Origin of the sequence: Paenibacillus sp. GCM10027627, assembly GCF_042675505.1 — a bacterium.
Classification (GTDB): domain Bacteria; phylum Bacillota; class Bacilli; order Paenibacillales; family Paenibacillaceae; genus Pristimantibacillus.
The window spans coordinates 325,596-352,202 of record NZ_JBHTHB010000005.1 but is presented as its reverse complement, the minus strand read 5'-3'; the positions used below and the strand labels follow the sequence as shown (position 1 = coordinate 352,202).

24 protein-coding genes and 3 pseudogenes are annotated in these 26,607 nt (G+C 44.9%); 22 read left to right on the top strand and 5 right to left on the bottom strand.

Features of this window, described 5'->3' with window-relative positions; translation table 11 throughout:
• Positions 1 to 124: 124 nt before the first annotated feature.
• The 3 genes from ACFQZE_RS19010 to ACFQZE_RS19000 form a co-directional block, all read right to left on the bottom strand.
• On the bottom strand, positions 125 to 1,978 hold the full coding sequence (locus tag ACFQZE_RS19010; protein WP_379359903.1) for an ABC transporter ATP-binding protein: 1,854 nt from the start codon (positions 1,976 to 1,978) through the stop codon (positions 125 to 127).
• Entirely contained in the window at positions 1,978 to 3,759 is a 1,782-nt protein-coding gene (locus ACFQZE_RS19005) for an ABC transporter ATP-binding protein (protein ID WP_379359901.1), read from the bottom strand. The genes ACFQZE_RS19010 and ACFQZE_RS19005 overlap by 1 nt, the downstream gene beginning before the upstream one ends.
• 267 nt (positions 3,760 to 4,026) lie before the next feature.
• Positions 4,027 to 4,893, bottom strand: a complete 867-nt coding sequence (locus ACFQZE_RS19000) for an aminoglycoside adenylyltransferase domain-containing protein (protein ID WP_379359899.1) — start codon at positions 4,891 to 4,893, stop codon at positions 4,027 to 4,029.
• A 241-nt stretch (positions 4,894 to 5,134) separates the two neighbouring features.
• Here ACFQZE_RS19000 and ACFQZE_RS18995 point away from each other — a divergent pair, with 241 nt between their 5' ends.
• A complete protein-coding gene (locus tag ACFQZE_RS18995; RefSeq protein WP_379359897.1) occupies positions 5,135 to 5,815 on the top strand; it encodes a TIGR00266 family protein in 681 nt (226 codons plus the stop codon).
• 103 nt (positions 5,816 to 5,918) lie between these two features.
• On the opposite strand, the gene ACFQZE_RS18990 is transcribed toward ACFQZE_RS18995, so the two are convergent.
• Both ACFQZE_RS18990 and ACFQZE_RS18985 read right to left on the bottom strand, forming a co-directional pair.
• On the bottom strand, positions 5,919 to 6,674 hold the full coding sequence (locus tag ACFQZE_RS18990; RefSeq protein WP_379359895.1) for an exodeoxyribonuclease III: 756 nt from the start codon (positions 6,672 to 6,674) through the stop codon (positions 5,919 to 5,921).
• A 24-nt stretch (positions 6,675 to 6,698) separates the two neighbouring features.
• Positions 6,699 to 7,115, bottom strand: coding sequence for a DUF4190 domain-containing protein (locus ACFQZE_RS18985; protein WP_379359893.1), 417 nt, complete (start codon positions 7,113 to 7,115; stop codon positions 6,699 to 6,701).
• Between the two features lie 132 nt (positions 7,116 to 7,247).
• Here ACFQZE_RS18985 and ACFQZE_RS18980 point away from each other — a divergent pair, with 132 nt between their 5' ends.
• The 21 genes and pseudogenes from ACFQZE_RS18980 to ACFQZE_RS18875 all read left to right on the top strand — a co-directional run bounded on the left by ACFQZE_RS18980 (position 7,248) and on the right by ACFQZE_RS18875 (position 26,520).
• On the top strand, positions 7,248 to 8,999 hold the full coding sequence (locus tag ACFQZE_RS18980; protein ID WP_379359891.1) for an ABC transporter ATP-binding protein: 1,752 nt from the start codon (positions 7,248 to 7,250) through the stop codon (positions 8,997 to 8,999).
• Positions 8,996 to 10,774 carry an ABC transporter ATP-binding protein gene (locus ACFQZE_RS18975; RefSeq protein WP_379359889.1) on the top strand — a complete coding sequence of 593 codons (1,779 nt, stop codon included), beginning with the start codon at positions 8,996 to 8,998 and terminating at the stop codon, positions 10,772 to 10,774. Before ACFQZE_RS18980 ends, ACFQZE_RS18975 begins: the two co-directional genes overlap by 4 nt.
• A gap of 183 nt (positions 10,775 to 10,957) precedes the next feature.
• Positions 10,958 to 12,844 (top strand): LTA synthase family protein, encoded by a 1,887-nt coding sequence (locus ACFQZE_RS18970; protein WP_379359887.1) that lies wholly within the window; start codon positions 10,958 to 10,960, stop codon positions 12,842 to 12,844.
• 204 nt (positions 12,845 to 13,048) lie between these two features.
• A complete protein-coding gene (locus ACFQZE_RS18965; RefSeq protein WP_379359885.1) occupies positions 13,049 to 13,630 on the top strand; it encodes a TetR/AcrR family transcriptional regulator in 582 nt (193 codons plus the stop codon).
• Positions 13,631 to 13,801: 171 nt separating this feature from the next.
• Positions 13,802 to 15,175 carry an MATE family efflux transporter gene (locus ACFQZE_RS18960; RefSeq protein ID WP_379359883.1) on the top strand — a complete coding sequence of 458 codons (1,374 nt, stop codon included), beginning with the start codon at positions 13,802 to 13,804 and terminating at the stop codon, positions 15,173 to 15,175.
• A 138-nt stretch (positions 15,176 to 15,313) separates the two neighbouring features.
• Positions 15,314 to 16,714, top strand: a complete 1,401-nt coding sequence (locus ACFQZE_RS18955; protein WP_379359881.1) for an aldehyde dehydrogenase — start codon at positions 15,314 to 15,316, stop codon at positions 16,712 to 16,714.
• Between the two features lie 302 nt (positions 16,715 to 17,016).
• Positions 17,017 to 17,493, top strand: a complete 477-nt coding sequence (locus ACFQZE_RS18950; protein WP_379359879.1) for a hypothetical protein — start codon at positions 17,017 to 17,019, stop codon at positions 17,491 to 17,493.
• Positions 17,494 to 17,524: 31 nt separating this feature from the next.
• Positions 17,525 to 17,866, top strand: coding sequence for a hypothetical protein (locus ACFQZE_RS18945; protein ID WP_379359877.1), 342 nt, complete (start codon positions 17,525 to 17,527; stop codon positions 17,864 to 17,866).
• Positions 17,867 to 17,952: 86 nt separating this feature from the next.
• Positions 17,953 to 18,746: pseudogene (imm47, locus tag ACFQZE_RS24390) on the top strand (Imm47 family immunity protein).
• A 72-nt stretch (positions 18,747 to 18,818) separates the two neighbouring features.
• Positions 18,819 to 19,184, top strand: a pseudogene (locus ACFQZE_RS18930) (SMI1/KNR4 family protein); the annotation flags it as partial.
• A gap of 53 nt (positions 19,185 to 19,237) precedes the next feature.
• A complete protein-coding gene (locus ACFQZE_RS18925; protein ID WP_379359873.1) occupies positions 19,238 to 19,669 on the top strand; it encodes an SMI1/KNR4 family protein in 432 nt (143 codons plus the stop codon).
• 199 nt (positions 19,670 to 19,868) lie between these two features.
• Positions 19,869 to 20,303 carry an SMI1/KNR4 family protein gene (locus tag ACFQZE_RS18920; protein ID WP_379359871.1) on the top strand — a complete coding sequence of 145 codons (435 nt, stop codon included), beginning with the start codon at positions 19,869 to 19,871 and terminating at the stop codon, positions 20,301 to 20,303.
• Between the two features lie 595 nt (positions 20,304 to 20,898).
• Positions 20,899 to 21,318 (top strand): annotated as a pseudogene (locus ACFQZE_RS18915) (SUKH-3 domain-containing protein).
• A gap of 48 nt (positions 21,319 to 21,366) precedes the next feature.
• The gene (locus ACFQZE_RS18910; RefSeq protein WP_379359869.1) at positions 21,367 to 21,585 is read left to right on the top strand and encodes a DUF4274 domain-containing protein; all 219 of its coding nucleotides are present in this window, start codon (positions 21,367 to 21,369) and stop codon (positions 21,583 to 21,585) included.
• 217 nt (positions 21,586 to 21,802) lie between these two features.
• Positions 21,803 to 22,126, top strand: coding sequence for a hypothetical protein (locus ACFQZE_RS18905; RefSeq protein WP_379359867.1), 324 nt, complete (start codon positions 21,803 to 21,805; stop codon positions 22,124 to 22,126).
• A gap of 204 nt (positions 22,127 to 22,330) precedes the next feature.
• Positions 22,331 to 22,609, top strand: coding sequence for an Imm30 family immunity protein (locus ACFQZE_RS18900; RefSeq protein ID WP_379360127.1), 279 nt, complete (start codon positions 22,331 to 22,333; stop codon positions 22,607 to 22,609).
• Positions 22,610 to 22,633: 24 nt separating this feature from the next.
• The gene (locus tag ACFQZE_RS18895) at positions 22,634 to 22,939 is read left to right on the top strand and encodes a hypothetical protein (protein ID WP_379359865.1); all 306 of its coding nucleotides are present in this window, start codon (positions 22,634 to 22,636) and stop codon (positions 22,937 to 22,939) included.
• Positions 22,940 to 23,432: 493 nt separating this feature from the next.
• A complete protein-coding gene (locus tag ACFQZE_RS18890) occupies positions 23,433 to 23,843 on the top strand; it encodes a hypothetical protein (protein WP_379359863.1) in 411 nt (136 codons plus the stop codon).
• 115 nt (positions 23,844 to 23,958) lie between these two features.
• A complete protein-coding gene (locus tag ACFQZE_RS18885; protein WP_379359861.1) occupies positions 23,959 to 24,177 on the top strand; it encodes a hypothetical protein in 219 nt (72 codons plus the stop codon).
• Between the two features lie 10 nt (positions 24,178 to 24,187).
• Positions 24,188 to 25,750 carry a polymorphic toxin-type HINT domain-containing protein gene (locus ACFQZE_RS18880; protein WP_379359859.1) on the top strand — a complete coding sequence of 521 codons (1,563 nt, stop codon included), beginning with the start codon at positions 24,188 to 24,190 and terminating at the stop codon, positions 25,748 to 25,750.
• 14 nt (positions 25,751 to 25,764) lie between these two features.
• Positions 25,765 to 26,520 (top strand): barstar family protein, encoded by a 756-nt coding sequence (locus ACFQZE_RS18875; RefSeq protein ID WP_379359857.1) that lies wholly within the window; start codon positions 25,765 to 25,767, stop codon positions 26,518 to 26,520.
• Positions 26,521 to 26,607 lie beyond the last annotated feature (87 nt).

Genomic DNA, 26,607 nt, shown 5'->3' with positions numbered 1-26,607 from the left:
AGGGAAGCCTCTCTTCCTTTTGCGAAAAAAAGAAACCGTTTCTCGGTAAATGGAAGTGCGACTCGCCATTTACGAAAGGAACGGTTTCTTTGTTTATTTCATATGCCATCGATGAATTCTAGAGCTATGCCGAATGAACGGCTGCGAATTCACTGCCTTCCATTTGACTCCACAGCTTGCGATAGAGCCCGTTTGGTTTCCCCAGCAGTTCGCGGTGAGTGCCTTCTTCTGCAATGATTCCGTTCTCCATCGCAATGATGCGGTCTGCATCCTGTATCGTCGTTAGGCGATGGGCGATGACCAGAACGGAGCTGCCGCGTTCTTTGGCCCGCTTCAGCACCGCATCCATGACACGCCGTTCCGTTTCCATATCAAGCGCGGAGGTGGCTTCGTCCAATATCCAAACGGGACGATCCGCAAGCACTGCCCTTGCAATAGCCATACGCTGCTTCTGGCCGCCGCTCAAAGAGCTGCCGTGCTCGCTCATCGGCGTATCATAGCCGTTTGGTAGAGACTCAATAAAAGCATGGACTTCCGCTATTTCCGCGGCTTGGCGAATTTCCTGGTCCGTCGCTCCCGGCTTGGCCATAAGCAAATTGTCCTTGATCGTACCTGAAAATAAATAAGGATTTTGCGGGACGTAAGAGACGAATGTACGGGCCTTGTCCGCTGAATCCGTGGAAGCGGCGCCGCAAATGCTCACCGTGCCATGGATGGGGAAGAGCAGGGACGCTCCCAGCTTGGCCACGGTCGATTTGCCAGAGCCGCTCGCTCCTACGATTGCAGTGAAGGCTGAGCGTCCCAGCGAAAGGTGAAAATCATTCAGCAACGGTTCAGGTACGGCATGAAGCTTGGATGCTTCAGCCTTTTCTTCATGAATGCCGGCATTCTCTTCATAATGAAAGCGAATATCGTTCCAAACCAATACCTCTTCGGAATGTTCGACCGGTGTTGCGGATGGTGGCTCCGTATCGACCGCTGCGGCAGACTCTCTTTTGGCGTTCCATATTTTCGCGATACGGGAGGCCGCTCCTTTCGCTTGTTGAACCTCGCCCCAATGCTGCCCCAGCTTAAGAAGAGGATCGTAAACACGCCAAATTAATATAAAGAAGGCCATTAATGCGCCAAGCTGGATTTTTCCTTGAACGGCTAGCCATGCGGTTACCAAAATGGAGCCCCAAGAGATGAGAAGCGCCGCCGTAACCGAAACGTTATGTACGAGCTGATCCCACCATATTTTACGCAAATATAAAGCGTTCAGTTTATCCCGCTCCACTGTAAACCGTTCCACCATCCAATCTCCGGCGTCGAATGCACGGAGCATATCCATATTTTGCAGAGCGTCCTGCTGGCATTGCTTCATTATGCTTTCTTGATCCGATACTTCCTTTGCAATTTTTTGCAAACGGTAACGCATCAAGTGGCTTCCAATCAAACAAAGCGGCATTAGCAGCATGACGCCGAGAGCAACTTGCCACTGCAGAGTGAACATGTAAAGGACGGCAAGAATAAGCATAAAAACTTGGCCGGCCATCGTATTGAAAATTTTGGTCAAGAGCAAGGTCACTTGATTCGTGTCCCAAATAATGCGATGGGATAAGTCCGCCGAAGGGGTGGCTTGCACTTTTTCCAGCGGCATTCTCTGTGCCTGATCGGCCAGATCCAGCTGTACTTTCCGGTGTAGAGTGCTCATCGTGGATTGCTTCAAGTAATGGCCTAGCAATCCAAGTCCGCTTAGAAGCAGCAAGCCGATATTAAAAGCGATAAGCAAAAATTGAACCTTTTGCAAATCTCCGGATTCCAACGCATTAAAGTAAAGCTCCATCGTATACGGAATTAGCATGGAAATGACCATATCGCTCAGACAAAACAGTACGGCAAGGACAAATATAAACTTTGAGCCGCCAAGCCGATTCCACATCATCGGGACAAGTTCACGGACACGGGGGACGGCGCTTATGTGAAACTCCTTTTTCATTAGGCCAGCCTCCCTTCAGGCAATGCGGCGCCGTCTGCCCATTCGCCCGCTTGGACAAGCGCGGCATACCGGCCCTGTAGACTCATTAACTCTTCATGTGTACCGGATTCCGCAAGCTGCCCGTCTTCCACATATAAAATACAATCGGCATCGCGTACGGTAGAGAGACGATGGGCTACGACAACAACAGTGCGGTTTTGCATAATAGAGCGCAGCGCTTCCTGCATCAAAGCTTCATTGGCCGCATCGAGCGCGGAGGTCGGCTCATCGAGCAAAAGCACATTCGGATTACGGACATACGCTCTGGCAAGCGCCAGCCGCTGCTTTTGACCGCCAGACAACCTGGAGCCGCCTTCGCCGAGACGATGCTTGTATCCTTCGGGAAGCGCTTCGATGAAGGAATGGGCGTTAGCCAAAATGGCCGCCTCTTTTATTTCCTCTTCTGTTGCATCCAATCGGCCAATTCGGATGTTGTCCTCGACAGTGGCGTCAAGCATGGCGGAGTCTTGGGGCAAATAAGCGACTTGCTCGCGCCATTGCTTCCAGCTCGCAGCTCCTAGTTCCGATACGCCGCAACGAATCAAGCCCGACTCTGACGGGTACAGTCCGAGCAGCAGCTTTAGCAGAGTGCTTTTGCCGCTGCCGCTTGGACCGACAATGGCTGTCATAGATCCTTGGCGGAATGTAGCGGTAAAGTTTTGAATGATAGGGTGATCGCCATATTGAAAATGAATGCCTTCTAAATGAATGTCTCCTTGAATAAGGGGCTTCTGGGATGAGGGCTCGCGATGATGAGTTTCTTTGGCGGAAGGTTCTTCGGCAAGCTCAAGCACTCGGCCGGCATGGGCAAATGCATCCTGTACGGCAGCCCATAAATTTGCAATAAGGGCGAGCGGAAATACGATACGTTCGTAGGAAAGAATAAAAGCCGCAATTGCCCCCATACTGAGCGTTCCTTGCGTGACCATCCACGCTCCCATACCGAAAATATAGGCTTGGCCGAAAGAAAAGCCGATCGTAATGGAGGAGTTTGTTGCCGTTCTAAACATATCCGTTCGAAGCCAGCGGCGTCTGGTCGTCTCCAGCTCCTCTCCCCACCTTTGATTAAAGGATTCTCTAAGACCGAAGCTGCGGGAAACTTCAGAGCCTTGAAGCTGGTCGAGAAGCGAGGAATCCGATGTGGACTGAGCTTCGTTCGTCAGACTCTGCCCTACTCGAATCGGTTTGCCGAACAAGTTGCTAAGCAAGGGAATAAGAAGGGCTACGGCAAGCGCTCCGGCCATAAGCTGCCAAGACAATACGGTGAGGTAAATAAATAGAAATATAATAGAAAGAATATTTTGCACAAGCTCCGGAAACTTCTGGTTCATGCCTGTTTGAGCGCTCACGGCGGATTGATTCAGCCGCTGCAGCTTGTCGCCCGTATGCCAGCTTTTAAACTTGGCTAGCCGCATTATAAAAAGCCCCTGCAGCACTTCGCGCTGCAATTCTTTTGTAGTGAGATTAGCGAGCCGCTGCATCATAAAAGCTCTAACAGTCGAAATGACCAGCTCAGCGAGGAAAACGCCGCCGAACCATAGGGCAGCGGATTGAAGGGCGACCAAGTCCAGGTTATTCGCAGAGTCGAACAGCCGGCGCATCGCTTCCGCCCAACCGACGGGGAGCAAGGAAGAAATAACGGCTATAGCGCTTACACAAGTGTAGGCAAACCAATGCTTTTTGGCGCGAGTCAACATGTTTTTAACGATGAAGATGCTTTTTGGTTTGGATGATGGATTCACGACGGTACCTCCCAAAATGACTTCCATATCCTATGATGCCATAAAATTCTAGTAGAGTATAGATATAGAGAGGGGGAGAAATTTATAGTTATTGGCGTAGATTTATATCATATAGAAGGAATTTATAGTTAGCTGCTTATTTGCAGAGGTTTGTCGAATGAAATGAGCGAGTGCAGTCAGTGGAAAGGGAGAGAGGGTTGGAGTAGGTAAGAATCGTTCAATTGACTGTGTATTTTCTCAAGGAGCGCGGATACCCGCCCCTTGAGATTATGCGGTTTTGGCAATCGGGCAGGCGTTTAGTAGAAACGCCCGCAGCTCGATCCAGTTCTCCATTTGGCAATGGAAGGATGGGGTGGCGCCAAGGTAGGCATCAAGTGCGCTAAGCGGGATATAGCGCAAATGCTGGGGGAGTCGGATTTCAGAAGCCCATAGGGCGGCTGCGCTTTTGGAATACAGGATGCCTAGCTCGCGGTAAGACCAAATGCGAAGCAGCGTTAGCACTCCATAAGCATCGGATGCGTCAAATGTCCACTCGTTATCGTTATGCCCGGCTGCGGCTTCCTCCGATTTTTGTGCTGGCTGAAGCGCCATGAGTGTATCTGCTTCGGAAGCAATGGAATGCCAGAAGTCGACCTCCGGAACAACCGGCAGTATCGTCTCCGGGGCAGGACCATACAGGGCGATGCCGACTTGTCTTGCAACCGAAACGTGGCAGGCGAGATCGATGTCCGTTCTTTCCGTTTCAAAATCCCAAAAGCGATTGTCTTCCCAATACGCCATTTCGGCATAATGCTTCCTCCAATAGTCGCTGAAGTGGAACTGATAAGGAAGGGGATGCTTCCATGACTGCAAATCTTGCTGCAGCACGATACTCGCTTCAATCGGAATCGGTTTTTTGTGAAGCAGGAGGAAAGCGTACATAAGCTGGTATCGCTCTTCTTTTGTCAATTCCCTGTTCACGACAATCAGCATATCGAGATCGCTGCGACCTTCGTAAAAGGCTCCGAGAGCTATCGATCCATGTAAATAAAAACCGACTAGCGCGTCTTTCAAATAATCTTCAACATATTGTTTGGCGAGGCTCGCTTGACGTTTTACGTCGTTCGAACAGTCCTCGTAGTGTAGCCCTTTCATGCGGCAACCCCTTTGGTTTTCATATTTTTGTAAAAGCACTAAGGTGAACTTTAAGGCATGGCGGGCAGGTGCGCAAGGTGAAACAAAAGCTATAGTTAATTTCTACCTTGTCCTTCCTCTCTAGAGGCTATATAGTTATAAATGAAGACATACGTTCGGTTTTTAGGTTTTCTATTGCCTGAAAATGATCTATACTGGACATAATAATTCCATACATAAGCCAATTCAGGAGGGAATAGGAATGCAATACGAGATATTAAGTAGAGGTTCATTTGCGATGCTGAATTTGAAATTGTCCGCAGGAGAGCGCGTTAAGGCAGAGTCGGGCGCGATGGTTAGCATGTCGCCTTCCTTGGAATTGAGGGGAACAACGGACGGCGGAATTATGCGCGGACTTGGCCGGATGCTTAGCGGGGAGAGCTTCTTCTTCCAAGAGGTCAGCGCGGAACGCGGCGGTGGCGTGCTCATGCTCGCGCCTAAGACGATTGGCGATATCCATGCCGTAGAGCTGGATGGGACTCAGACGCTGCTCGTGCAGAAAGACGGCTTTCTGGCAAGCACTGACGGTATTGAAGTCAGCACCAAAATGCAAAACTTGGGCAAAGGCATTTTTTCCGGTGAAGGCTTGTTTGTAGTGGAGATAAGAGGGAGAGGCACTGTTTTTCTTTCTTCCTTTGGTGCCATTCACGAGGTAAAGCTTGGAGCGGGCGAGGAAATCGTTATCGATAACGGACATTTGGTCGCTTGGTCGAGCACGATGGACTACCGGATTGAAAAGTCGTCCAAAGGATGGGTTTCCAGCTTGAAGAGCGGAGAGATGCTCGTTTGCCGCTTCCGCGGAGAAGGTACGGTACTTATTCAAAGCCGCAATCCTTCCGGCTTCGGTCATTGGCTGCGCCGCTTCATACCGACTTCCGGTTAACTTTAGCGGCCAGTGGAATGCAGCTCTTAGTCGAACAAAGAAAAAGCCCTTCGTATAGCGCAGCAGACGGGTGAACCGTCGACTCCCGCTAGGAAGGGCTTGGTCATTTCAAGGTCAATGTAACAGGACAATGATCACTGCCCATAATAGAGGACTCGATCCCAGCGTCTATAATGCTCTCCGCCATTTTTTCCGAAACGAGGAAATAGTCGATTCTCCAGCCCACGTTCCGCTCCCTTACTTTGGGCATGAACGACCACCAAGAGTAGGCATCCGTTTTATCCGGGTAGAGATAGCGGAAGGAGTCGACGAAGCCGGACGAGAGCAGCCTCGTCATGCAGTCCCTCTCTTCAGCGGTAAAACCGGAATTTCCGTGGTTGGACTTTGCGTTTTTGAGGTCGATGGCTTGATGAGCGACATTGAGATCACCGCACACGACGACGGACTTGCGGGCGTTCATTCCATTTAGGTAGGAGAGAAACCGATTCTCCCACTCCAGCCGGTAGTCAAGGCGAGACAGATCGCGTCTTGCATTAGGCGTATACACATTGACAAGGAAGTATTCTTCGAATTCGAGTGTGATGACACGGCCTTCGAATTCCGAATCCTCTTCCAGTCCATAACAGACAGAAAGCGGCTTTTTCTTAGAAAAAACCGCTGTCCCGGAATATCCTTTTTTGTCCGCATAGTTCCAATATTGCTCGTATTCGTCGCCGAGGTCGAGCTCGATTTGGCCGGCTTGCAGCTTCGTCTCTTGAAGACAGAAGATATCGGCATCCGTCGCCTTGAAATAATCAAGAAAACCTTTGCCCACGCAGGCGCGAAGGCCGTTTACATTCCAGGAAACCAGCTTTGTCATATTAGTATGAGACTCCTTAAAGCTTTAGTAGAAGCTACTATAATTGCTATATGAGCTGCTGCCTTCCGCAGCTGCGAATATAAATACCGCCACAATGGCCAGCAAAATGATGCCCCATAGAAGGGTGCCGATAATGCTGCACACAAGACCGGCAATGGCAAGACCGCGGCCTTGATCGCCCGACTTTTTGATTTCTTTAAGCGAAATGGCTCCCAAGATGATACCGACAACACCTGGTACGAATCCTACATAAAACAAAACGAGCGATAGAATGCCGAGCACGAGCGTCGCAATCGCTTTTCCGTTTGTTTTTGGCGGCTGGTAGTGCGGTTGAAATTGCTGTTGGAATTGCGGCTGGAACTGCTGCTGCTGATAACCGTTTTGTTGATACTGATAGTTGTTCTGGTTGTTCTGTCCATCCTGGTTGGAAAATTGAGTCAATGCATTTTCCTCCTTTGTAATCTCGAGCGAAAGTTGTCGATTATTCGCCCAATCTGTAAAAATAATATCAGACATGTCTATTGCTTACAACAAAAGTTTGTGCATCTAGACTGGAAAGGAACGACTTTGGACATGAAGAAGGGACAAAAAGCTTCAAACCATTATTATTTTATGTTACGCAAATATTTGCTTCCTCAGAAGTCTGCGCTGATCGGTTTAACGCTATTATTGTTTTCATCCATTGCTTTGCAGCTGATCAATCCGCAAATCATTCGATATTTTATTGATACGGCTCAATCGGATAAGCCGCTTGAATTGCTCATGTATGCCGCGCTTATGTTTATCGGATTTTCACTGGTCGGTCAAATCATTGGCGTAACCGCAACCTACGTGAGCGAAAACTTGGCGTGGCGCTCCACTAACAAGCTGCGTGGCGATTTGGCCGAACATTGTATGAAGCTCGACATGTCGTTTCACAAATCGAATACGTCGGGCTCGCTAATCGAGAGAGTGGATGGGGATGTAAACGCGCTGGCCAATTTTTTCTCCAGCTTCATCATTCATCTTGCCGGCAACGTCATTCTGATGATTGGCATTATTGTGCTCCTATTTCGGGAAAATATATGGATCGGAGCAGGCATGCTGCTGTTTGTCGTTTTTGCGATGTTTATTATTCAATGGATTCGCAAATTCGCGGCTCCTGTTTGGAAAGACTGGCGCCAAGTAAACGCTGAATATTACGGCTTTGTCGGCGAGCATTTGGAAGGGACGGAGGATACAAGGGCGAACGGCGCTTCCAGCTTTGTAATGGGACGTTTCTACTCCATGCTGCGACGAATGCTGCCTCTGCGCAAAAAGGCGTTTCTCGGCTTCGCTTCCATGTGGATTACGACCATCATAGTATTTACGCTCGGCAATGCGATGGCATTTATTATAAGCGCACATTTATGGAAAACGGGTCAAATTACGATTGGTACCGTATATCTGATTTTCTTTTATACAGAGCTGCTTGCCAAGCCGATTGAAAAAATTCGGACGCAAATTGAAGATTTGCAAAAAGCGGATGCCAGTCTCCATCGAATTAAAGAGCTGTTTGCGATGACACCGCGCGTACAGGATGGACATGGGGCGAAGCTGCCGGAAGGACCTCTTGCGGTGGAGCTCGATCATTTGACTTTTGGTTATGACGAGGAGCCTATTTTAAAAAATGTCGATATTGAGCTTAAGCCGGGAGAGGTGTTAGGCTTGCTCGGCAGAACCGGCAGCGGCAAAACGACGATTGGCCGTCTTCTGCTTAGATTTTACGATCCACAAGAAGGAAGCGTAAAGCTCGGTGGAATCGATATTCGCGACTGCAAACTGTCAGAACTGCGCGGCAAAGTTGCGCTTGTGACGCAAAACATTGAAATTATTCAAGGCAGCGTAAGAGACAATCTGACCTTTTATCAGGATAAAGCGGGCGATGAAGCCATAATTGAAGTGCTTAAAGATTTGGGGCTTTCGGAATGGTACGACTCATTGCCCCAAGGGCTCGATACCCGGCTTGATTCCGGCGGGGGCAGCTTGTCGGCGGGAGAAGCCCAACTGCTTGCTTTTGCCCGAGTCTTCTTGAACAATCCGGGATTGGTCGTGCTGGACGAAGCTTCGTCGCGTCTCGATCCGCTCACGGAGCATCGGCTGGAAAAAGCGATTGACAAGCTGCTTCGAGAGAGGACTTGTGTCATTATCGCTCATCGTCTCTCGACCATTCAACGTGCCGATCGGATCGTTATTTTGGAACAGGGGCAAATGGTAGAGTCAGGAGAGAGAACGAAGCTCGCGGAAGACCCTTCTTCGAGATTTAGCCGGATGCTTGCGGCAGGACTGGAGGAGGCTGCGGTATGAGTACTTTTCAATATATGATGCGCTTGATCGGGTATCGGAAGTTATGGTACATCGCCAATGCGATTATGTGGACCCTTATTTATTTGATGCCTATTCTGCCGGGATTGCTGACGAAAGCGTTTTTTGACTCGTTGTCTCTGGACAATCCGGCTGCAATCGGCATAGGGACGCTTGTCGCCTTGCTGATAGGGGCTGCGCTTGCCCGGAGCGCCAGCATCTGGATCGGATTTATTACCGACGTCAATTTTCGGTTCCGTATCGGAATGCTTATTCGAAGAAATTTGCTGGAGCATGTGCTGAAGGAGCCGGGGGCCAAGGCGATTCCTTGCTCGCCCGGCGAGGCGATTAGCCATTTCCGCGACGACGTGGATCAGACCGAAGAAGCGGTAAGCTGGTCGGTCGATGTGTTCGGCATGACTTGTTTTGCCGTAGTGTCCGGACTCATTCTCGTTCAGATCGATGCTCAAATGACGCTTCTTGTTTTCCTGCCGCTCGTTCTTGTTGTCATAGCGGCTCAGCTTGCGACGACAAGGCTGCAAAAGTACCGCTCCGCAAGCCGCGAGGCGACGAGCCAAGTGACAGGCGCAATTAGCGATATGTTCGGCAATGTGCAGGCGATTCAGGTAGCGGGAGCGGAGAAGCGGGTTGTGGACCGGTTCAGAGGGCTGAACGACACCCGGCGGAAAACGATGCTTAAAGATAAACTGATGACGGAAGGGCTGGACTCCATCTTTTCCAATACGGTGAATCTTGGTACAGGCTTCATTTTGCTGCTTGCCGGGTCTAAGATGCGAGGCGGCGACTTTGCAGTCGGAGACTTTGCCTTATTCGTTTATTATTTGACCTTCGTTACTCAGTTCATATCTAATTTCGGAAAGTTTTTAACCTATTTCAAACAGATGAGCGTTGCGCTGTCCAGATTGACAGCTCTTCTGCAAGGAGCTTCCGCAGCGGTGCTGACTGCACATAAATGGCTTCATTTGCGCAAGGATGCCGAGGGGGAGCGAGCGGTTGCCGCCACATTGGCGAAACATGATCAATTGCAGCGGTTGGCGGCATCGGGGCTGACGTATCGCTATCCGGAAACGGGGAGAGGGATCGAAAACGTAGATTTGTCTCTTCGGAGAGGCACATTTACAGTGGTGACAGGCCCAATCGGCTCCGGCAAAACGACTTTGGCGAGGGTGCTGCTTGGTTTGCTGCCAAAGGATAAGGGTAGAGTGTTTTGGAACGGGGAAGAAGTGGACGATCCGGGGTCGTTTTTCGTCCCTCCGATCAGCGCTTATACGGCGCAAGTTCCGAGATTGTATAGCGATACGCTTAAGGAAAATATTTTGTTAGGTTATCCAGGCGAGGGCGGCGGGCTAAGCCGGGCGCTTCATACCGCTGTCATGGACGAGGATTTGGCCCATTTCCCGCAAGGACTGAATACTGTCATAGGTCCACGGGGCGTCAAGCTGTCCGGTGGACAGGCGCAGCGGACGGCTGCCGCCAGAATGCTGGTTAGAGAAGCGGAGCTTTATGTGTTCGATGACTTGTCCAGCGCTCTGGATGTGGAGACGGAGCAAAAGCTATGGGAGCGGCTGTTCCATGAGCGCGGCGATGCCACCTGCCTCGTCATCTCTCACCGCAAAACGGCGATGGCAAGAGCCGACCATATAATTGTAATGAAAGATGGGGGAATTGAAGCGGAGGGGACGGCGGATCAGCTTCTGTCCACAAGCGAAACTTTCCGGCAATTATGGCGCGGAGATGGGGAAATGCCCCAAGATTAATCATTATTTAATGCAATTTTATTAATTTATTCAGCTTTTGATCGAAGATGTTTAACTAATGTTCCCTATTTATTTCTGATTGGGAATGAGTTAATATTAGATTTACAAATAGGTTTATTGAGACCGTCAAACGTTGACGGTTTTCTTTTTTGAAGCGGCAATCTTTAGAGGAGTGAAGTTGAAATGAACGCTATTTTAAATGTTTATCGCAAAGCGCCATTTTGGACAACGTTTATTGTATTAATGCTCAAGATGGTTCTGTTCAGAGCCTTCAATTTCGGTGGAGTACAGGTGGACAGGCTGCTGTCGGACGCTTCGGCGCTGCTTGTACTGTTATGCTTGTTCGAACTGATAACGACGGCCAGATGGAAAACGTTAGTCTTCACCATCGTCAATATCGTGATCTCATTAATACTGTTTGCATGTACGGTATACTTCTCGTTCTTTGGAAGCATACCTACCTATATGGCTCTGCACAGTTTAGATCAAGTTGGACAAGTGAAGGAAAGCGTGGAGTCCATTATCGATTTGAAGTTTTTCACTTTGTTCCTAGACTTGGCTGTTCTCGCTATTTTGTATGCAGCGTCTTTGATCGGCAAAGGGAAAAAGGAAAAGAGCAAACCTGCGGCAAAGCCGCTTTTCGTCGGAATAGCGATGGCTGTCTCTTTGGCGGGTTCGTTCCTGTACATCCGAGCTGACCTCGATATCTCGAATGAGCTGGTACAGGCGGAGCGCCTAGGCGTTCTCCATTTCCAGGTCGCTAAGGCGGTTAACGAAAGAATCGAAAATCAAGCGATCAAAAACGGCTCGACGGAAGAAACGCGCGAGACGCTTGAACAGCTTGAGCAAGGTTTTGTTGGGGAAGAAGGCGGGAAAGTAGAGGCGGGCTCCCCTAGTTACTTTGGCGTGGCCAAAGGGAAAAACGTTATTGTTATCCAGTTGGAATCGTTCCAAAACATGATGATCGGCCTAAAAGTAGACGGTAAAGAAGTAACGCCTGTTCTGAACGACCTCGTGCAAAACGGCAGCTTCTATTTCCCGAACATGTTCCAGCAAATCGGCTACGGCAATACATCCGACGCTGAATTTATTGCGAACACGGGCATTTATCCAATCGGCTCGATGGCGATGTCGAAAGCGTTCGGCGACCGTGAGATTCCAAGTATGCCGAGACTTTTGGCTAAGCAGAACTACGAATCCAATACGTTCCATATCAACGATGTTACATTCTGGGATCGTATCAATTTGTATCCGGCGCTTGGTTTTACGAAGTATTACGACCGGCCGGCGTTCAAAAACGACCATTTCGACGGCTTCGGCGCGTCGGATGAAGAAATGTACCGCGTAGGCTTAGAAAAGCTGTCCGCATTTCATGATGCAGACAAGCCGTTTTATGCGCATTTCGTCGCAACGTCCAGCCATCATCCGTACTACGTAAAAAAGGAATTTAAAAATATTGAAGTTCCTTCCAATTTAAGCGGGACGCAGCTTGGACACTACGTTATTGCAACGAACTATGCCGATAAGGCATTGGGCGGCTTTATAGAGGACTTGAAGAAAAAAGGCATGTGGGAAAATACCGTTATGATGATCTACGGCGACCACCACGGTCTGGAAAGCGCCAAAAACGATCCGGCTTGGGTAGAGCAAACGCTTGGCATTAACTATGCGGACCCAATCAGCCGCTTCAACGTTCCGTTTATTATGCATGTGCCGGGCGTTAAAGGGAAAATTCACGAGGGCGTAGCCGGTCAAGTCGATATGATGCCGACTCTGGCTAATGTGCTTGGTATTTCCTTAAAGGACGAAGGTTATACGGTATTCGGCAAAGATTTGCTTAACACAACGAAAAACGTGGTAGGCATGAGCGGAGCTTATTCGCCAAGAGGCACATTCTACAATGACGAAATTATGTTTATTCCGGGCAAAGGCTTCGACGATGGCAAGGCAATTGATCTCGAAACGTACGAGCCTGTAGCGGATTTCAGTAAATATCGCGCGGACTACGATTATGTTATGGAGCTGATGAAGCTTTCGAATGAGTATTCGAAGCTGCTTCCTAAGCGATAGTCATTATTTTGATCATATTTTAGATGAGCCGTCTCTAAGGTAGTTTTAGACTACTTTGGAGGCGGCTTTTTGTGTTGGCGGTTTATGGAGCGCATCATTTTCACAAAAATAGTCAGTCCATAATGTCTTGAAGGAACGGGAACGCTATGTTAAAGTGGAGAAATTGACGAACGGTCGTTAAGCTGGAACGGGAAGGAGATTGGAATGAGCGAGGCGCTAAAAAAAGCGGCACTGCATTTGTTTTCGCAATACGGGTATGAAGGAACTTCTCTGTCGCAAATCGCGGATGAAGTCGGGCTGAAGAAGCAGTCGATTTATGCGCATTTTAAAGGGAAGGACGACTTGTTTCTCCAGGTCGTTCGGGATTCTTTTGCCATAGAGACCGCAAGGGTTACAGCGTTGTTGGAAAAGGATGCGGAGGCTCCTTTGGAGGAAAGTTTGTATGCCACTCTGCGCGCCTATATTGACCGATTTCATGATTCGAACCATTTGAGGTTTTATTTACGGATCTCTTTTTATCCGCCGTCTCATTTGTACGAGGAAATCAACCGCTATTCAAACGAGCATGTGGATCGAATCAGCGCTCTATATCTTGGGAAGTTTCAACAAGCGGCAGCTAAAGATGAACTCGCAGGGTTGGAGCCGGAAGAGGTAAGTTTGGCTTTCTCCGCTTTGGTGGATTCCATTTGCTTGGAGCTTGTTTACGGCGGTTCCGAGCGGACGGAGAGACGGCTGAAAGCGGCTTGGGGCGTCTTTTGGAACAGCTTGTCAGGCGGGATTCGGTAGTTCAGCTTGCTCGGAATGCGGTGAGCAGTAATCGAGAGGCGAATGCGAAATAGGTAAGCAATAAGATAAATCATAAAATTTACAAGCAACAAGGTGCGGTAATTAGTCATTATCATCAGCGGGAGACCTGCATCAAACCGGCACAATCAGACAGACGGAGGGTATTAGAAGATGTATCATGCAGAAACATGGAAGGAAAAAACGTTTTTGTTCCTTAAAATTTTATGGCCGATCATGGTCACACAGCTTGGGTTGTACGCGATGAACCTGGCGGATACGATTATGTCGGGGCATGTTGGAACGGAGGATCTTGCGGGTGTTGCGATCGGGTCGAGCATATGGATGCCGATTATTACGGGGATCAACGGGATACTGCTCGCTGTAACTCCAATCGTTTCGCAGCTTATCGGCAGCGGCAAGCGGGAGGCCATTGCCCGTTCGATCAATCAGGCACTGTATGTCGCGGTAGTCATTGCGCTTACAGTTGTGGTCGTTGGCCTTTTTGCTTTTAAACCTATACTCGGAATAATGGATTTAACGGGGAAAGTAGAGCATGTCGCTTACTATTATTTGCTGGCCTTATTAATCGGCATAGTGCCGCTCTTTTTATCTAATGTGTTGCGTTATTTTTTCGATGCGCAAGGGTTTACCCGAATTTCGATGTACATTACTTTGCTCGCGGTTCCGTTCAACGTTTTGCTGAACTACGGCCTTATTTTCGGCAACTTCGGGCTGCCAGCGCTAGGTGGAATCGGGGCGGGTTATGCGACGGCCATTACGTATTGGCTCATGCTGTTTATTAGTATCGGCGTTACGTTTAAAGTGCCTGCGCTTAAGGCATACCGTTTGTTTTTGGAGTGGGCTAAACCGTCGTGGAAGGCTTGGAAGGAGCTATTTGTCATCGGCGTGCCGATTGGGCTTAGCATCTTTTTTGAAGTCAGCATTTTTTCCGTTGTGACGCTGCTCATGGGCACCTTGTTCGATACGTTGACGATTGCGTCGCATCAGATTGCGCTTAGCTTCTCATCGCTCATTTTTATGATTCCACTTAGTATTTCTATGGCCCTTACGATTGTTGTCGGGTTTTCAGTTGGCGGGAAGAAGATGAAGGCCGCAAGGCAGTACAGCTTGCTTGGAGTTGGCGGCGGAGTCGGGTTTATGGCTTTGTGTGCGGTGGGCCTTTATTTCTTCCGCGAGCCGATTGCGTATATGTATACGAAGGAGCCGGAAGTCGCGATTTTGGCGGCGCAGTTTCTTATTTTTGCGATCTTTTATCAGCTGTCGGACGCGGCCCAAGCGGCGCTGCTTGGCGTGCTGCGAGGCTATAAAGACGTTCAAAAGCCGTTTATTATTGCGTTTGTTTCCTATTGGGTGATCGGCATCCCGGTCGGGTATGCGCTGTCGGTTTATACCGATCTTAACGCATATGGCTTCTGGGTCGGCATTATTATCGGTTTGACCTGCGCAGCGATTGGATTTATGGTACGGCTGATCCGGGTTCAAAAAAGCTACCTTAAAGGCCAAGGGGCTTTAAAGGCCGGATAAATTTCGGAGAGCCTTCGTATTGAGGAAGGAAACGGGCTTTCCCGCGGAGAAAGGAAATGGAACGGGAGGCGAAGGGTGTGTCGTTCGGAAAAAGGGCGGCGCGCTAATTCGCTGATTGATGCTACAGGAGGGCTCCACATGACTACACAGGATGCGGTACTCGAAATGCTAGAGGAGCATAGAAATTATTTTCGCCAAGGGATGACGGTTTCGGCGGCTTTCCGGCTGGAGCAGCTTGGCAAGCTGAAGCGGGCCATCATTCGTTATGAAGGAGATTTGATCGAAGCGCTTCATCGCGACTTGCGCAAAAGCGAGGCGGAAGCTTACGGTTCGGAAATCGGGCTTGTATTAAACAGCATTTCTTATACGATGAAGCAGCTCTCGAAATGGATGAAGCCGCGCAAAGTAAAAACGCCCATTCAGCTGTTCGGCACGAAAAGCCGGATTATGGCGGAGCCATACGGAACGGTGCTTATTATCGGGCCGTTCAACTATCCCGTACAGCTTGTTTTGGAGCCGCTTGTTGGAGCGATTGCGGCAGGCAATTGTGCGGTCATTAAACCATCGGAAAGCTCGCGGCATGTATCGGCAGTCATTAACCGAATGATTTCCGATACTTTCGATTCGGCCTATATTCGGGTGGTTGAAGGGGAAAAGGAAGCGACTTCGGCGCTTATTCATTCGCCTTTTGATTATATTTTCTTCACTGGCAGTACTGGCGTCGGCAAAATCGTCATGGAGGCAGCATCCAAAAATTTGGTGCCCGTTACGCTTGAGCTCGGCGGCAAAAGCCCCGTCATCGTCGACCGTACCGCCAATTTGGAGCTTGCGGCTAAGCGGATCGCCTGGGGCAAATGTATGAATGCGGGGCAAACATGTATCGCTCCGGATTATATGCTCGTGCATGAAGAGGTGAAGGAAGCTTTTGTTCAAAAGCTGGTAGAGACGATTAAGACTTTTTACGGCGAGGATCCGATGAAAAGTCCCGATTATGGGAGAATTATTAACGAGCGGCAGTTTGACCGGCTTGCTGCGATATTGGAAGCGGATGCGCGGGAGATCGTGCACGGCGGCGGAGTAGATCGTTTGGACCTGTATATTGAGCCTACTTTAATTGAGGTGGGGAGGGCAATCGACGTTAAGGTCGGCGGGGCTGCGATGGAGGATGAGCTGTTCGGGCCGCTGCTTCCGATCATCACATACGAAAACTTGAATGATGCAATTCGTTTTGTTCAAAATCGGCCGAAGCCGCTGGCGCTCTACCTCTTCTCAGAGGATAAGGCGATTCAAGAGCGCGTTATGGGGACGCTGTCGTTCGGCGGAGGCTGCGTGAACGATACGCTGTCGCACATTATTAACCATCACCTCCCGTTCGGTGGGGTTGGCAGTTCCGGTATCGGAGGCTATCATGGGAAGCATAGCTTCGATCTGTTCTCGCATCACAAAAGCGTGCTGCAGCGGAGTACGAGATTTGAGACGGGCATTCTTTTTCCACCTTATAAAGGGAAGCTGAAGTGGATTCGGAAGGTTTTGAAATAGTAGGGAAGAGCAATAGCATAGCGGGTTAATAATTGTAGTGTGATAGACTCCGTTATCGTCCAGTGGGACGGTGATGGGGTCTTTTTTTATTAATTATCAAAGATAAATTAATTTAGTTAAAAATTGACAGTTGGAAGATTGGTATTTTACAATTTAATAAATCTCTGTATGAATAATCAAACCTTAGATCGTGTTTCTTTAAAGCGCTAGCCATTCCTAGAGTTTATCTTGTTATCTTTGAAAAAGATGAAATTGAAGCGGTATTAGATGAAGATGTCAATACGATTTGGGGATAAACAAAGATGAATGGACAGTTGAAAATTATAATGGGGAAAATAAAAGAAGAACTAGCTGTCTTGTCAGATAGTATCATTTATGGAGAACTGAATGATGGCAACACAGGCATTAAGTCCGACAAGGAAACTTTTAAACAGTACTACGAGTTTTTAACTGAATCCGATGGGGCAAGATTTGGAGCAATTGATTTATGGTCATTTGATGGTTTATCTTCACATCAGTTTCGTTTATCTGAATTTTTTGGAGGAACGGAAAGATGGCTTGAGGTTGGACAAGTTTTATATGAACCATTAGTAATTGAGAAGAATTCTGGACAAGTATACTGTTTCTATCAAGGACATCCAGATATGGTAGGTCAACCTTTAGGAGATTTCAATTTTTTTCTGTTTAACTACGCTTTTGGTAGAAAATATGAGGAACTTGTACCTGGTGCTCATTTAGAAGAATGGTATCAATTTCTTAGACGAATAGGTTTAGCATAATCTACCTAAGTTTTAGGAGGAGGAATTCCCAGTGGTTAGATTCACTGTGATACTACGATCTGAAGTTTCAAGTCATTTGTTAATGACCATTAAGAAACAGACAGGTTTAGGAATTTTAGATATTAAAAATCGGATTGCAAATCGTAGTCCTATTCAGGAGTTCTGTAGGAGAAATAAAGATGATATGAGGAGAATGAAAGAGTTAATCGAAGAATTAATAAGATACAAAGTGGACTTTTGTTTGTTTAAACTGAATGTAGACTATGAAGAAGAATTGTCGCTTGAACAACTCATGAATGCTTTTGAACTGTCACGGCAAATTGCGGAAGATAGAGAAAGAATGGATGCCATTTCGATAGAAGAAGATGATTAAGGCAAGATTAATGTTCAGATTAAGACTTGGAATATTGCGATTGAAATAGTTGAGAGATTCGGGGTTTAAGAAAAGGATTGTGAGAAATGGCCAGCTATACGAACCTTATGAGTAGCAGTTGGTACGGTGAGAGAGCATATTCCAACATTGAAGAAATAAAAGGAAGGAATTCTACTTTCGAGTACGGAGCAAGATAGTATACTTCAACTCTTAGAGCTTTTTAAGCTAGGAGATTTTTCTCAAAAAGTACTTTTAATTCACTTGTTAAATCATTCTCAAGACGAAGCAGTAATCAATTTGTGTATCCGGATTTTTTGCTCGATTTGCACTCATGAAGATTTAAGAGACCCTATTCATTTGCGGTTTTTAGAAGTAGCTAAAGAAGATATGGTTTATACATTTGCGTCAGCGGCAGTTGCAACGCTCTCTCTCGAAGTCGTTTCATATCTTTTGGCGTTACTTGAAGAGTGGGGGAAATGGATGATATTGCGATCGCTATAAGGAATTCTATTGATGCTTTTATTAATTTTGAAGAGCATTTAGGTGAAGAATCATCCGTGGAAGAGATTGGTCAATTTTATTTGGAATACATCAACGGCCGTGATTCGGAAAAGTATTACTACAATCAGAAATTCTCTTTTCCGGGTGAATTAACTAAAAAATTGATTGAAAGAGTACTAATTGCTGCTAAAAACGGATACGCACTTGAGATGGAAGTCATTCCTTCTCTATTATCGATTTGGTCAGGGGAGAAAGTGCCTGGCGATTACTATACTGTAATAACTCTAAAAATTATAAAGAGTTTATTGATTATGTTGAAGGGCTTTCGAAGAAAGACTGGGGGAAGAAACAGAAATATTTTTACGGATACAAACTATAATGGAGGAACACCGTGAATAAACAAATATTACATATGATTGAAGAGTAAGGACAAGAAGAGGTTTTCGTTGGAGGAGTATCTGAGTTGGATATTCGTAATGCTGATAAAATGCTTAATGTAGTATTTCCACAAAGTTCTCGGAATTTTATTAAATACTATGGCTCAGGTGGAATTTGTGGGGTAGAGGTCTGAGGAGTCGAAGGAAATTTTGGAGCGTCCGTCGTAAAGGCAACTAAACGATGGAGAAGAATAGGATTAGATTTAAACCTATTTGTAATCGAGGATACGGGAGAGTTTGTCCGCTGCATGTACTCCGCTGATGTTAATGATGACAGGGTGTTTGTCTGGGTTAGAAGAGGGGAAGAGCTCTCCATTAGTTATGATAATTTTGATGACTATTTACTTGATCTGTTTCAAGAAGGGATTGACAACCTATAGTCTTATAGCTCGGGAGTATAGACTCAACCCCAAAATAGAATGGAGAATTTTAAATGGGATTACTCGGTTCATTAAGCAATGAGTTTTCAGTGGTTTCTATGCAACCGCCTGCTTCTGTGGAAGATATTAATAGGGTCAAAAAAATATCGGAAATTGAAGTACCTCCAGATTATTTGGACATTGTTCTTGAGGCTTCCGAAGTGGAGATAAGTGTAAAAAACGAGATGTACATTCGTATTTGGGGACCTATTACTTGTATTGAAATGAACGAGGCTTATTCCATTCAAAAGTATATCCCTTCTTCACTTGCAATTGGTGATAATGAGGGCGGAAAGGCACTGATTTACCTCAGTGGAAAAAAGGGCTTAGGTCTTTATTTAGTTGGATTTGGTGATCTGGATTATGCAGATGCTGTCTTCGTTGCGTCTTCTCTAAAGGATTTGTTCATTAGTAAAACCGGGGTAAAACTATTGTTGGAGTTATAAACATGAACAAAAAGACAGAATACCGAGTGCTGGCTGCTCTGATGCATCGTCATATAGGTTATTTTTAATTTTGATAATTGATAAGCCAGCCCCTATTTTTTCTGAAATTTTAAGTAGCAGCGAAATAAGCCTTTAAAAAACTAGAATCAATAATTATTGAGATTGCATAGGGCTTAACGAATGAGGGGGGCATATTAAATTGGCTAATCTTCCTGACGGGCTTGAAGAGGTTCTTGAAGAAGAAATATACGTACGTAAAAATAAAGGCGAAGTACAGAATGCTATTAGTCGCTTGGGTGTAACTGTATCAGGAACTTTTTTTGAATTTTATAGTAAATATGAGGGCCCCTTTTGGGAAGAATATGTTTCTTTTGAATTGTTAGATATTGTTGTAGATATTCATACTATAGAATCCTGCACGATGATTTCTCGCCAAGAACATGGTTTTCCGGAACAGTATCTTGTACTCAGTGAGATGTCGGCCAATGCAGTGCTTGTCCTTGATACCTATACGGATAGAGTGTATAAGGTGGATTTTGAAGGTGGAGATGAAATGTTAAAGAAGGGGGAGTTAAAGGAGACTTGGCCCACTTTCTTTGATTTTTTAGTTGAATATTTTAACTGCTTAGATTGAGCGTCGGTGCGGGGATACCGAGTATTTCCTGGTTAATTCTCTTCATGATTAAATAATTGTTACTGCTGAAGCAAAGATTTTCGTTAGAGGTTCAATCGAAGTTTATTAAAGGTCTCGTGAATCCAACTGATTATGTACAAGGGAGCGGCTTGTTTTGGGTATGTTTAATTTGCTGCTAGTAAATTTAGAATGTCCAAGATGTAAAGTCTTTATCGATGCAGAAATCGAATTCAAAATGGGTCTACTCAATCTGGATAGGTATAGATTAAGGGATACACTAGAATGGGATATTGACTTACGCAAACTACATCAGGCAAGACCACAAGACGGGAGTCTAACTGGAGAGGGGTATGTATGCTGTCCCAATCCACTTTGTGACAAAGATTTTTGGGTAGCGATAAGAGTGGAGCAAGATATTATTGTTGAGATAAAAATAGATAAAACTAGGCAAGGGTACATACCATGATAGCGAATCTAAGCTTCTTTCACACATCCCAACCCTCAAAAAAATTAACCCCTAAGTTAAAAGTTCAAACACAAAAGTTTATACATGGAGCTGGGAAAACTAGTAAGGTTATCTAAACAAACTTAAAGAATATTATTAAAATCCGGATGGTATAAAGGACGGAATATAGACATTGAACCATACCAAAAAGCTCTAACCGAAGAAGGACACTTCATTCATGATGGGCTGGTATCTTTCCTAAAGGAGTTTGGTGGCTTAATTGTTGATCATCTGGATCATGCTGTTCCCACGGAAGATGATCAATTTCATTTAAACCTAATACGTGCAATTAAAGGCGTGTATCGAGAAAAGGTGGAATCGTACGAGCAGCGAATAGGAGATTAAATTGTGGTTATAGGTGAAGCCTACAATAATCACATGGTGATTTTGATGTTTGCCGCCAGACAAGTCTATGCCGCATATGATGAGTCTATTATTTTTTTAGGAAAAGATTCAGTAACAGCATTGGAAACCCTATGTGAAGGAAAAGACACGAATATTGTGGACTAGAATTTGATGGTCATCGGATAAGTGACATAAAGGAGACTCGTTCGTGCAATGAATGAAGAAATTCAGAAGTTGAAGGACCTGCTATATAGTGAAGATTGTAAAAGTACTGCTGCGGTACTGAATAACATACAGGACGCACTACATCTTCATATAGTTGCTGCTAATTATAACTGGGACAGTGGTTTTGAAATTCCTAAGGCTATATTAAGCAATAAAAAATGTGATTTTGGAACAGGTCTATTCCTGTTTTTTCGTGCCGATGGCTAGCGTTTACTAGAATCAAGAGATATTATCCATGATTTCTCTCAGAGCGAATGGGGAGCGTTTATTTCACTTTTGTATAAAAGAATACAAGGTAACGATTTTGAGTATAAGATGATTTCTTTTACACCCCCATTAACAAAAGTACAAGTCTTTAGACTAAGAAAGCTAAACCCTACTCATTCAAATTCCTTTTTTGAAAAGTCGTCTGGAGATGATATAGATGTCCCAACTTTCTAGCGCTAAAGGGAATACGAGATATTTGCTCATTAAATTTGAAGATGAGGAGTTTTGGGTAGAAGTAAGATCGGATGGTTATGCATCGAGGCAGATTATAATTGATAAAGATAGGAATATGCATGTTTCATGTCTGGAAGATTGTTTATTCGAGGGCAGTATAGATGAAAGCGAATTGGATGGAACAATAAAAATCGTTTCTCAGAGTAAATTTGAGAAAAAATGGAACAACGCAACTCTAACGAAAAGGAAGTTGTGGGTTAGTCAGAAAGTGAGAAACCCGATTGGCAAAAGAGTACGCTCGCTTTAAAGCAGTCTATTATTATCCTCAGGGATGGATTTTAAAAGAAGAAGATTTGATCGGTCTTTGCAGTGATGACAGGCGCCATTATAGTTGCGGTGAATCAGTTGTCGGGACAGTCGTTGGTTATGATGAAATTAACATGTGGTTACGTATAGACGTTTCGAGGTAGAAAACAGAACATCATGAAGTTATGTTTGGTTTTTACATGAAATTGAGTATTTATACGGAGACAAGGTTGAAGAAGGATTGCAATTGCTTGCAATATCAGTGCCTCAAATCATAAATCAGGCTAAAGAATGGGTCGAGATTTTACATTATAGAATTTTAAACCATCCACCAACCAGATTAAGTTACGGCAAAGTGCTGTCTAGGTTAGATGAGGAAACAAAAGGTGAAATAGTTAAACTATTAAATGAAATTAAAGAAGAGGGAATAGATAAATTCGGGAAGCCGATAGATGAAATTATTATGGCTGGGAATGGTTTATAATAATGGCTATAGGAGAAGATTCTAATGCTAGAACTTGAGGCTGAGATTTATTTGAAACGTGAAGATGAAGGCGGAATGACAAAAGAAGGTTTCTCAGGAATGATGACATCATTTAGTGTGGCAAATGATTTGGTCATGTGTAAAGTGATTTCGAGTCATAATCAAGATACTATTAAAAGAGGACAGTATCATAAAGTAACGATCTACTTGCCCTACGGTGAGGAGTATCAAGACGTTATTTCGGTTGGTTTTTGTTTTACATTAAATACCGGAAAAAGAGTTATTGCTAGAGGGAAAGTAATTTCATTTATTGAGGATTATCCATGTTAATGACAAGATGCTGATGAACCGACTGTCCAAGACAGGTGAAAGAGTGGCGAATAAACGTATGGGAAGATATGTGTCTATCAGAGATTGGAGGTAAGCAAAGATGGTTACTGTCTTCTTGTTACAACACAGTTATGAAAATAATGGTATTGAAAATTCCAAAATAATTGGGAGTTACTCTTCAAGGAAATAGCCGAGTCCGTCGTAAATAAGTATAAAGCACTCCCTGGATTCAAAGACTATCCTGCTGAGTTTATTATAGATGAATATGATATAGATAAGGACAAATGGAAAGAAGGATTTGTCAGTTTTTTAGAATTAGACAATTAAAAAATTAGTGAATAATAGTTAATTGAACCTTGGGGAGTTTAATCCTCAAGGTCTTTGTTTACCCAACCTTGTGTCGAATGAATCGGGCAGGCATTTCGTCAGCCACCTCGGAATGATAATTACAACTTACCTTTACTATCATACAGTAAATGATATTGGAGGAACTATGGAAAATAATTACCCTAAATATGTTACAAGAGAAGTAATGTATAAACTTGCAGAGAAGCTCAATTTACCTGAACCAGATGAATATAGTCAAGATTGGGAATATGAAGTAGCCGACACTTCAAGAATTAATGAATTCCTTTTCTCCTACGAAAATTTAATATTAAAATGTGAAGAGAAATTTGCATTAATGATTGTGATCATCTCCTCTTTCAACGACTTACTAAGCGAAAAAGGAATGGAGTTTACGGTTTGGGAACAAATTAAGCGTAATCTTGTAAGTGATATAGAGATTCACATGAATACAATCCTGTATTGGTCAAGAGTAGAAGAAGAGTTAGAAGATAGTTGGCACATAACGCCATATATGAGAGAAGTCTTAAACTTGGTGAACCCTCAATATTTATATTAAAAGCACAGCAGCAGGAATAAGCGAAACATTTACTTATAATGCACTCAATCAGTTAACCAGCATAGCAAGTGGTGCGGAAAGTGTTGCATACCTCTATGATCTAAATGGTAATTAAGTGGATGACGGAAGCCGCGTTTATACGTATGACGCTTTGAACCGGGTGACTTCTGTTGTAGACAACTTGTCGCCAATGGCCTTAAATGATCCGTTAATGGTCACGCAGCCGGAAAATGAGGCTTTCAACGAAGGCGGATTAACCGTGACTGACGCCGTTTATGGAACCGGAAGCGAAGCAACTTCGGTTACTCGTTTATGGGACAAGTTTCCGGTATAACGGAGACAACATGAGAGTCGAGCAGATAACGAGTGAAGGCACTACGAAGTATTATTGGGATCAAGATCAGATATCGCTAGAGACGGATGGATTAGTTACGCCTATAGCGCGCAATTTGTACGGGATGCAGCGTATTGCGCGTATTTTGGGCCCGGCTTCTCCATCATTTACGGCTAATACTGATGTCACGGGCTTCTATCTCTATGATTCTCATGGAGATGTACGCTCCATTGTTCCACAAGTGGGGAACCCGCTGTTGACTTTGGATTACGATCCATGGGGGAATGTAACGGATCGTACAGGAACATGGGATAATCCTTTTGGTTATTCTGGTGAACAGACGGATGCGACGGGAATGCAATATTTGCGTGCACGCTACTATAATCCGCAGATTAGCCGTATGATGACCGAAGATACGTATACCGGAGAGTTTATGGAACCAGGCTCTCAGAATCGCTATGCTTACGTGCAGAATAATCCGTTAAAGTATACGGACCCGACGGGGCACTTTGTTAATGCTCTTGCCAGAGCCTTATTTCGACCTATAATGAGGAGTATATCGAACTCCCTCGGTAACATAAGAGGTTCTTTGGGCAGAGGCTTCCAATGGGCCGATAATGGACTTGCTGCATATGATGCAGCTAATGCTTTAGCCCATGCTTCTGAACCATGCATGACAATCTGGCAACGTATAGAAACTGTAGCTTCAATTGGGCTCGGTATTCCTGGAATAAAGAAATCTGGTGGTGGCCCATCCAATAATTCATCATCTACTGGATTTGGTGGAGGTTCGAATAAAAGTCCAAAACCTGATGGAAATGCAAACGTTGAATGTAATTGCTTTACCGCTGGGACTAAAGTTTTAACAGATGAAGGAGAGAAGAATATCGAAGACATTGAAGTCGGAGATATGGTTCTCGCCAAGGATGAGAATAACCCTGATGGAGAATTGGCTTACAAGGAAGTAACAAAACTTTACCGTAACCAACGTGATGATATAATTAAGCTGTATGTTGGGGAGCAAGTCATAGAAACGACCGACAACCATCCGTTCTGGGTGGAAGGTAAAGGGTGGATGTTCGCCGATGAACTTCAAGTGGGCAATAAACTTCAAAAGGCTGATGGAAGCAATCTGATAATAGACAAGATTGAGTTCGTTAAGCTTGATAAACCTGTTACAGTTTATAACTTTACGGTTGCTGACTTCCATACTTATTATGTTACGAATTTAGGAATTTGGGTTCATAATACGAAATGCAGTAATAGTAAACTTTCTAGTCCCAATCCTCTGCCAAAAACAATTCGGGAACAATACGAAGAAATTATTTTAGGCGGTGGAACGCCAAGAATTGACTCTACTACTGGTAAACAAAAGGTATTTAATGCGAATGAGTTGAAAAATAAATCTGGTGGTGGAACCAATGTGTGGGCAGGTTCGTTAGAATATGACGTACCTGGAACAAACCATAGAATATTAAAAAGACCAGACGGAAAACTTGGATACGTGTTAAATCATGACTATTCACAACCTAAATTATTCCCTGGACCATGGTATCCTGAGGGTGGAAAATAGATTTGGGAGGTACAATGGCTAAGTATTTAATATTAGATGATGAGAGTAATTTGATTATGGGAACATGCGAAGACATCGTAGGGCTTACAGGAGAATGTACTATAATCGAGAAAAATGAATCTTTCCACAAAATCATCCTAGAGGACTTAAAATTAACGCAATCATTTAAAGAATATTGTATTAAGACGAAATCCAGTGTTACAAATATTCATTTAGGTATCATTGATGTACATGGAAATTCCATAGGTTCGTATTATTTCTCCTTGAAAGTTCCATTGTACATTCATAAAATTGGGGCTGAGAATAAACAGAGATATGTGGAACTAATTGGAACACTATTATCAAAGGCGTCAAAAGAAGCCTTAGAGATTTGGGAAATGTGGAGACAATCACCGCCTGAATCCACTAACTTATGGTCTAGTCTCACAGAGCAACAAAGAGAAGGATGGTTAGAAGTTGCGCGTTTATATTTCAAGAGAAGTTCTAATCAACAAGATGAAAAACATGGGGTCTATTCTTTTGATGCAACTTACGTAAAGGATTCAACTTCTTTCTTTTGTGCTTTAGGAGAGGCAATTAATGGCTCAGGTGGGTATTTTGGTTTTGATCTAATGAGTCTAGAAGATTGTTTTTGTGGCGGATTTGGTGTAGTTCCCCCATTTACCCTTAATGTACAAAATGACTGTGATTTTTTTGAAACAGATAATGTTTTTTTAACCCAATTAAATGAGATATTTGCAGATAAACAAGTGAAAATTGTTAGACTTTAGTTTTGTGACCTTGAAGTTATCCCCTTCAAGGTCTTTCTTTTACCCCCCACCCAGTGCCGAATGAATCGGGCGGCACATCCAGAAAGA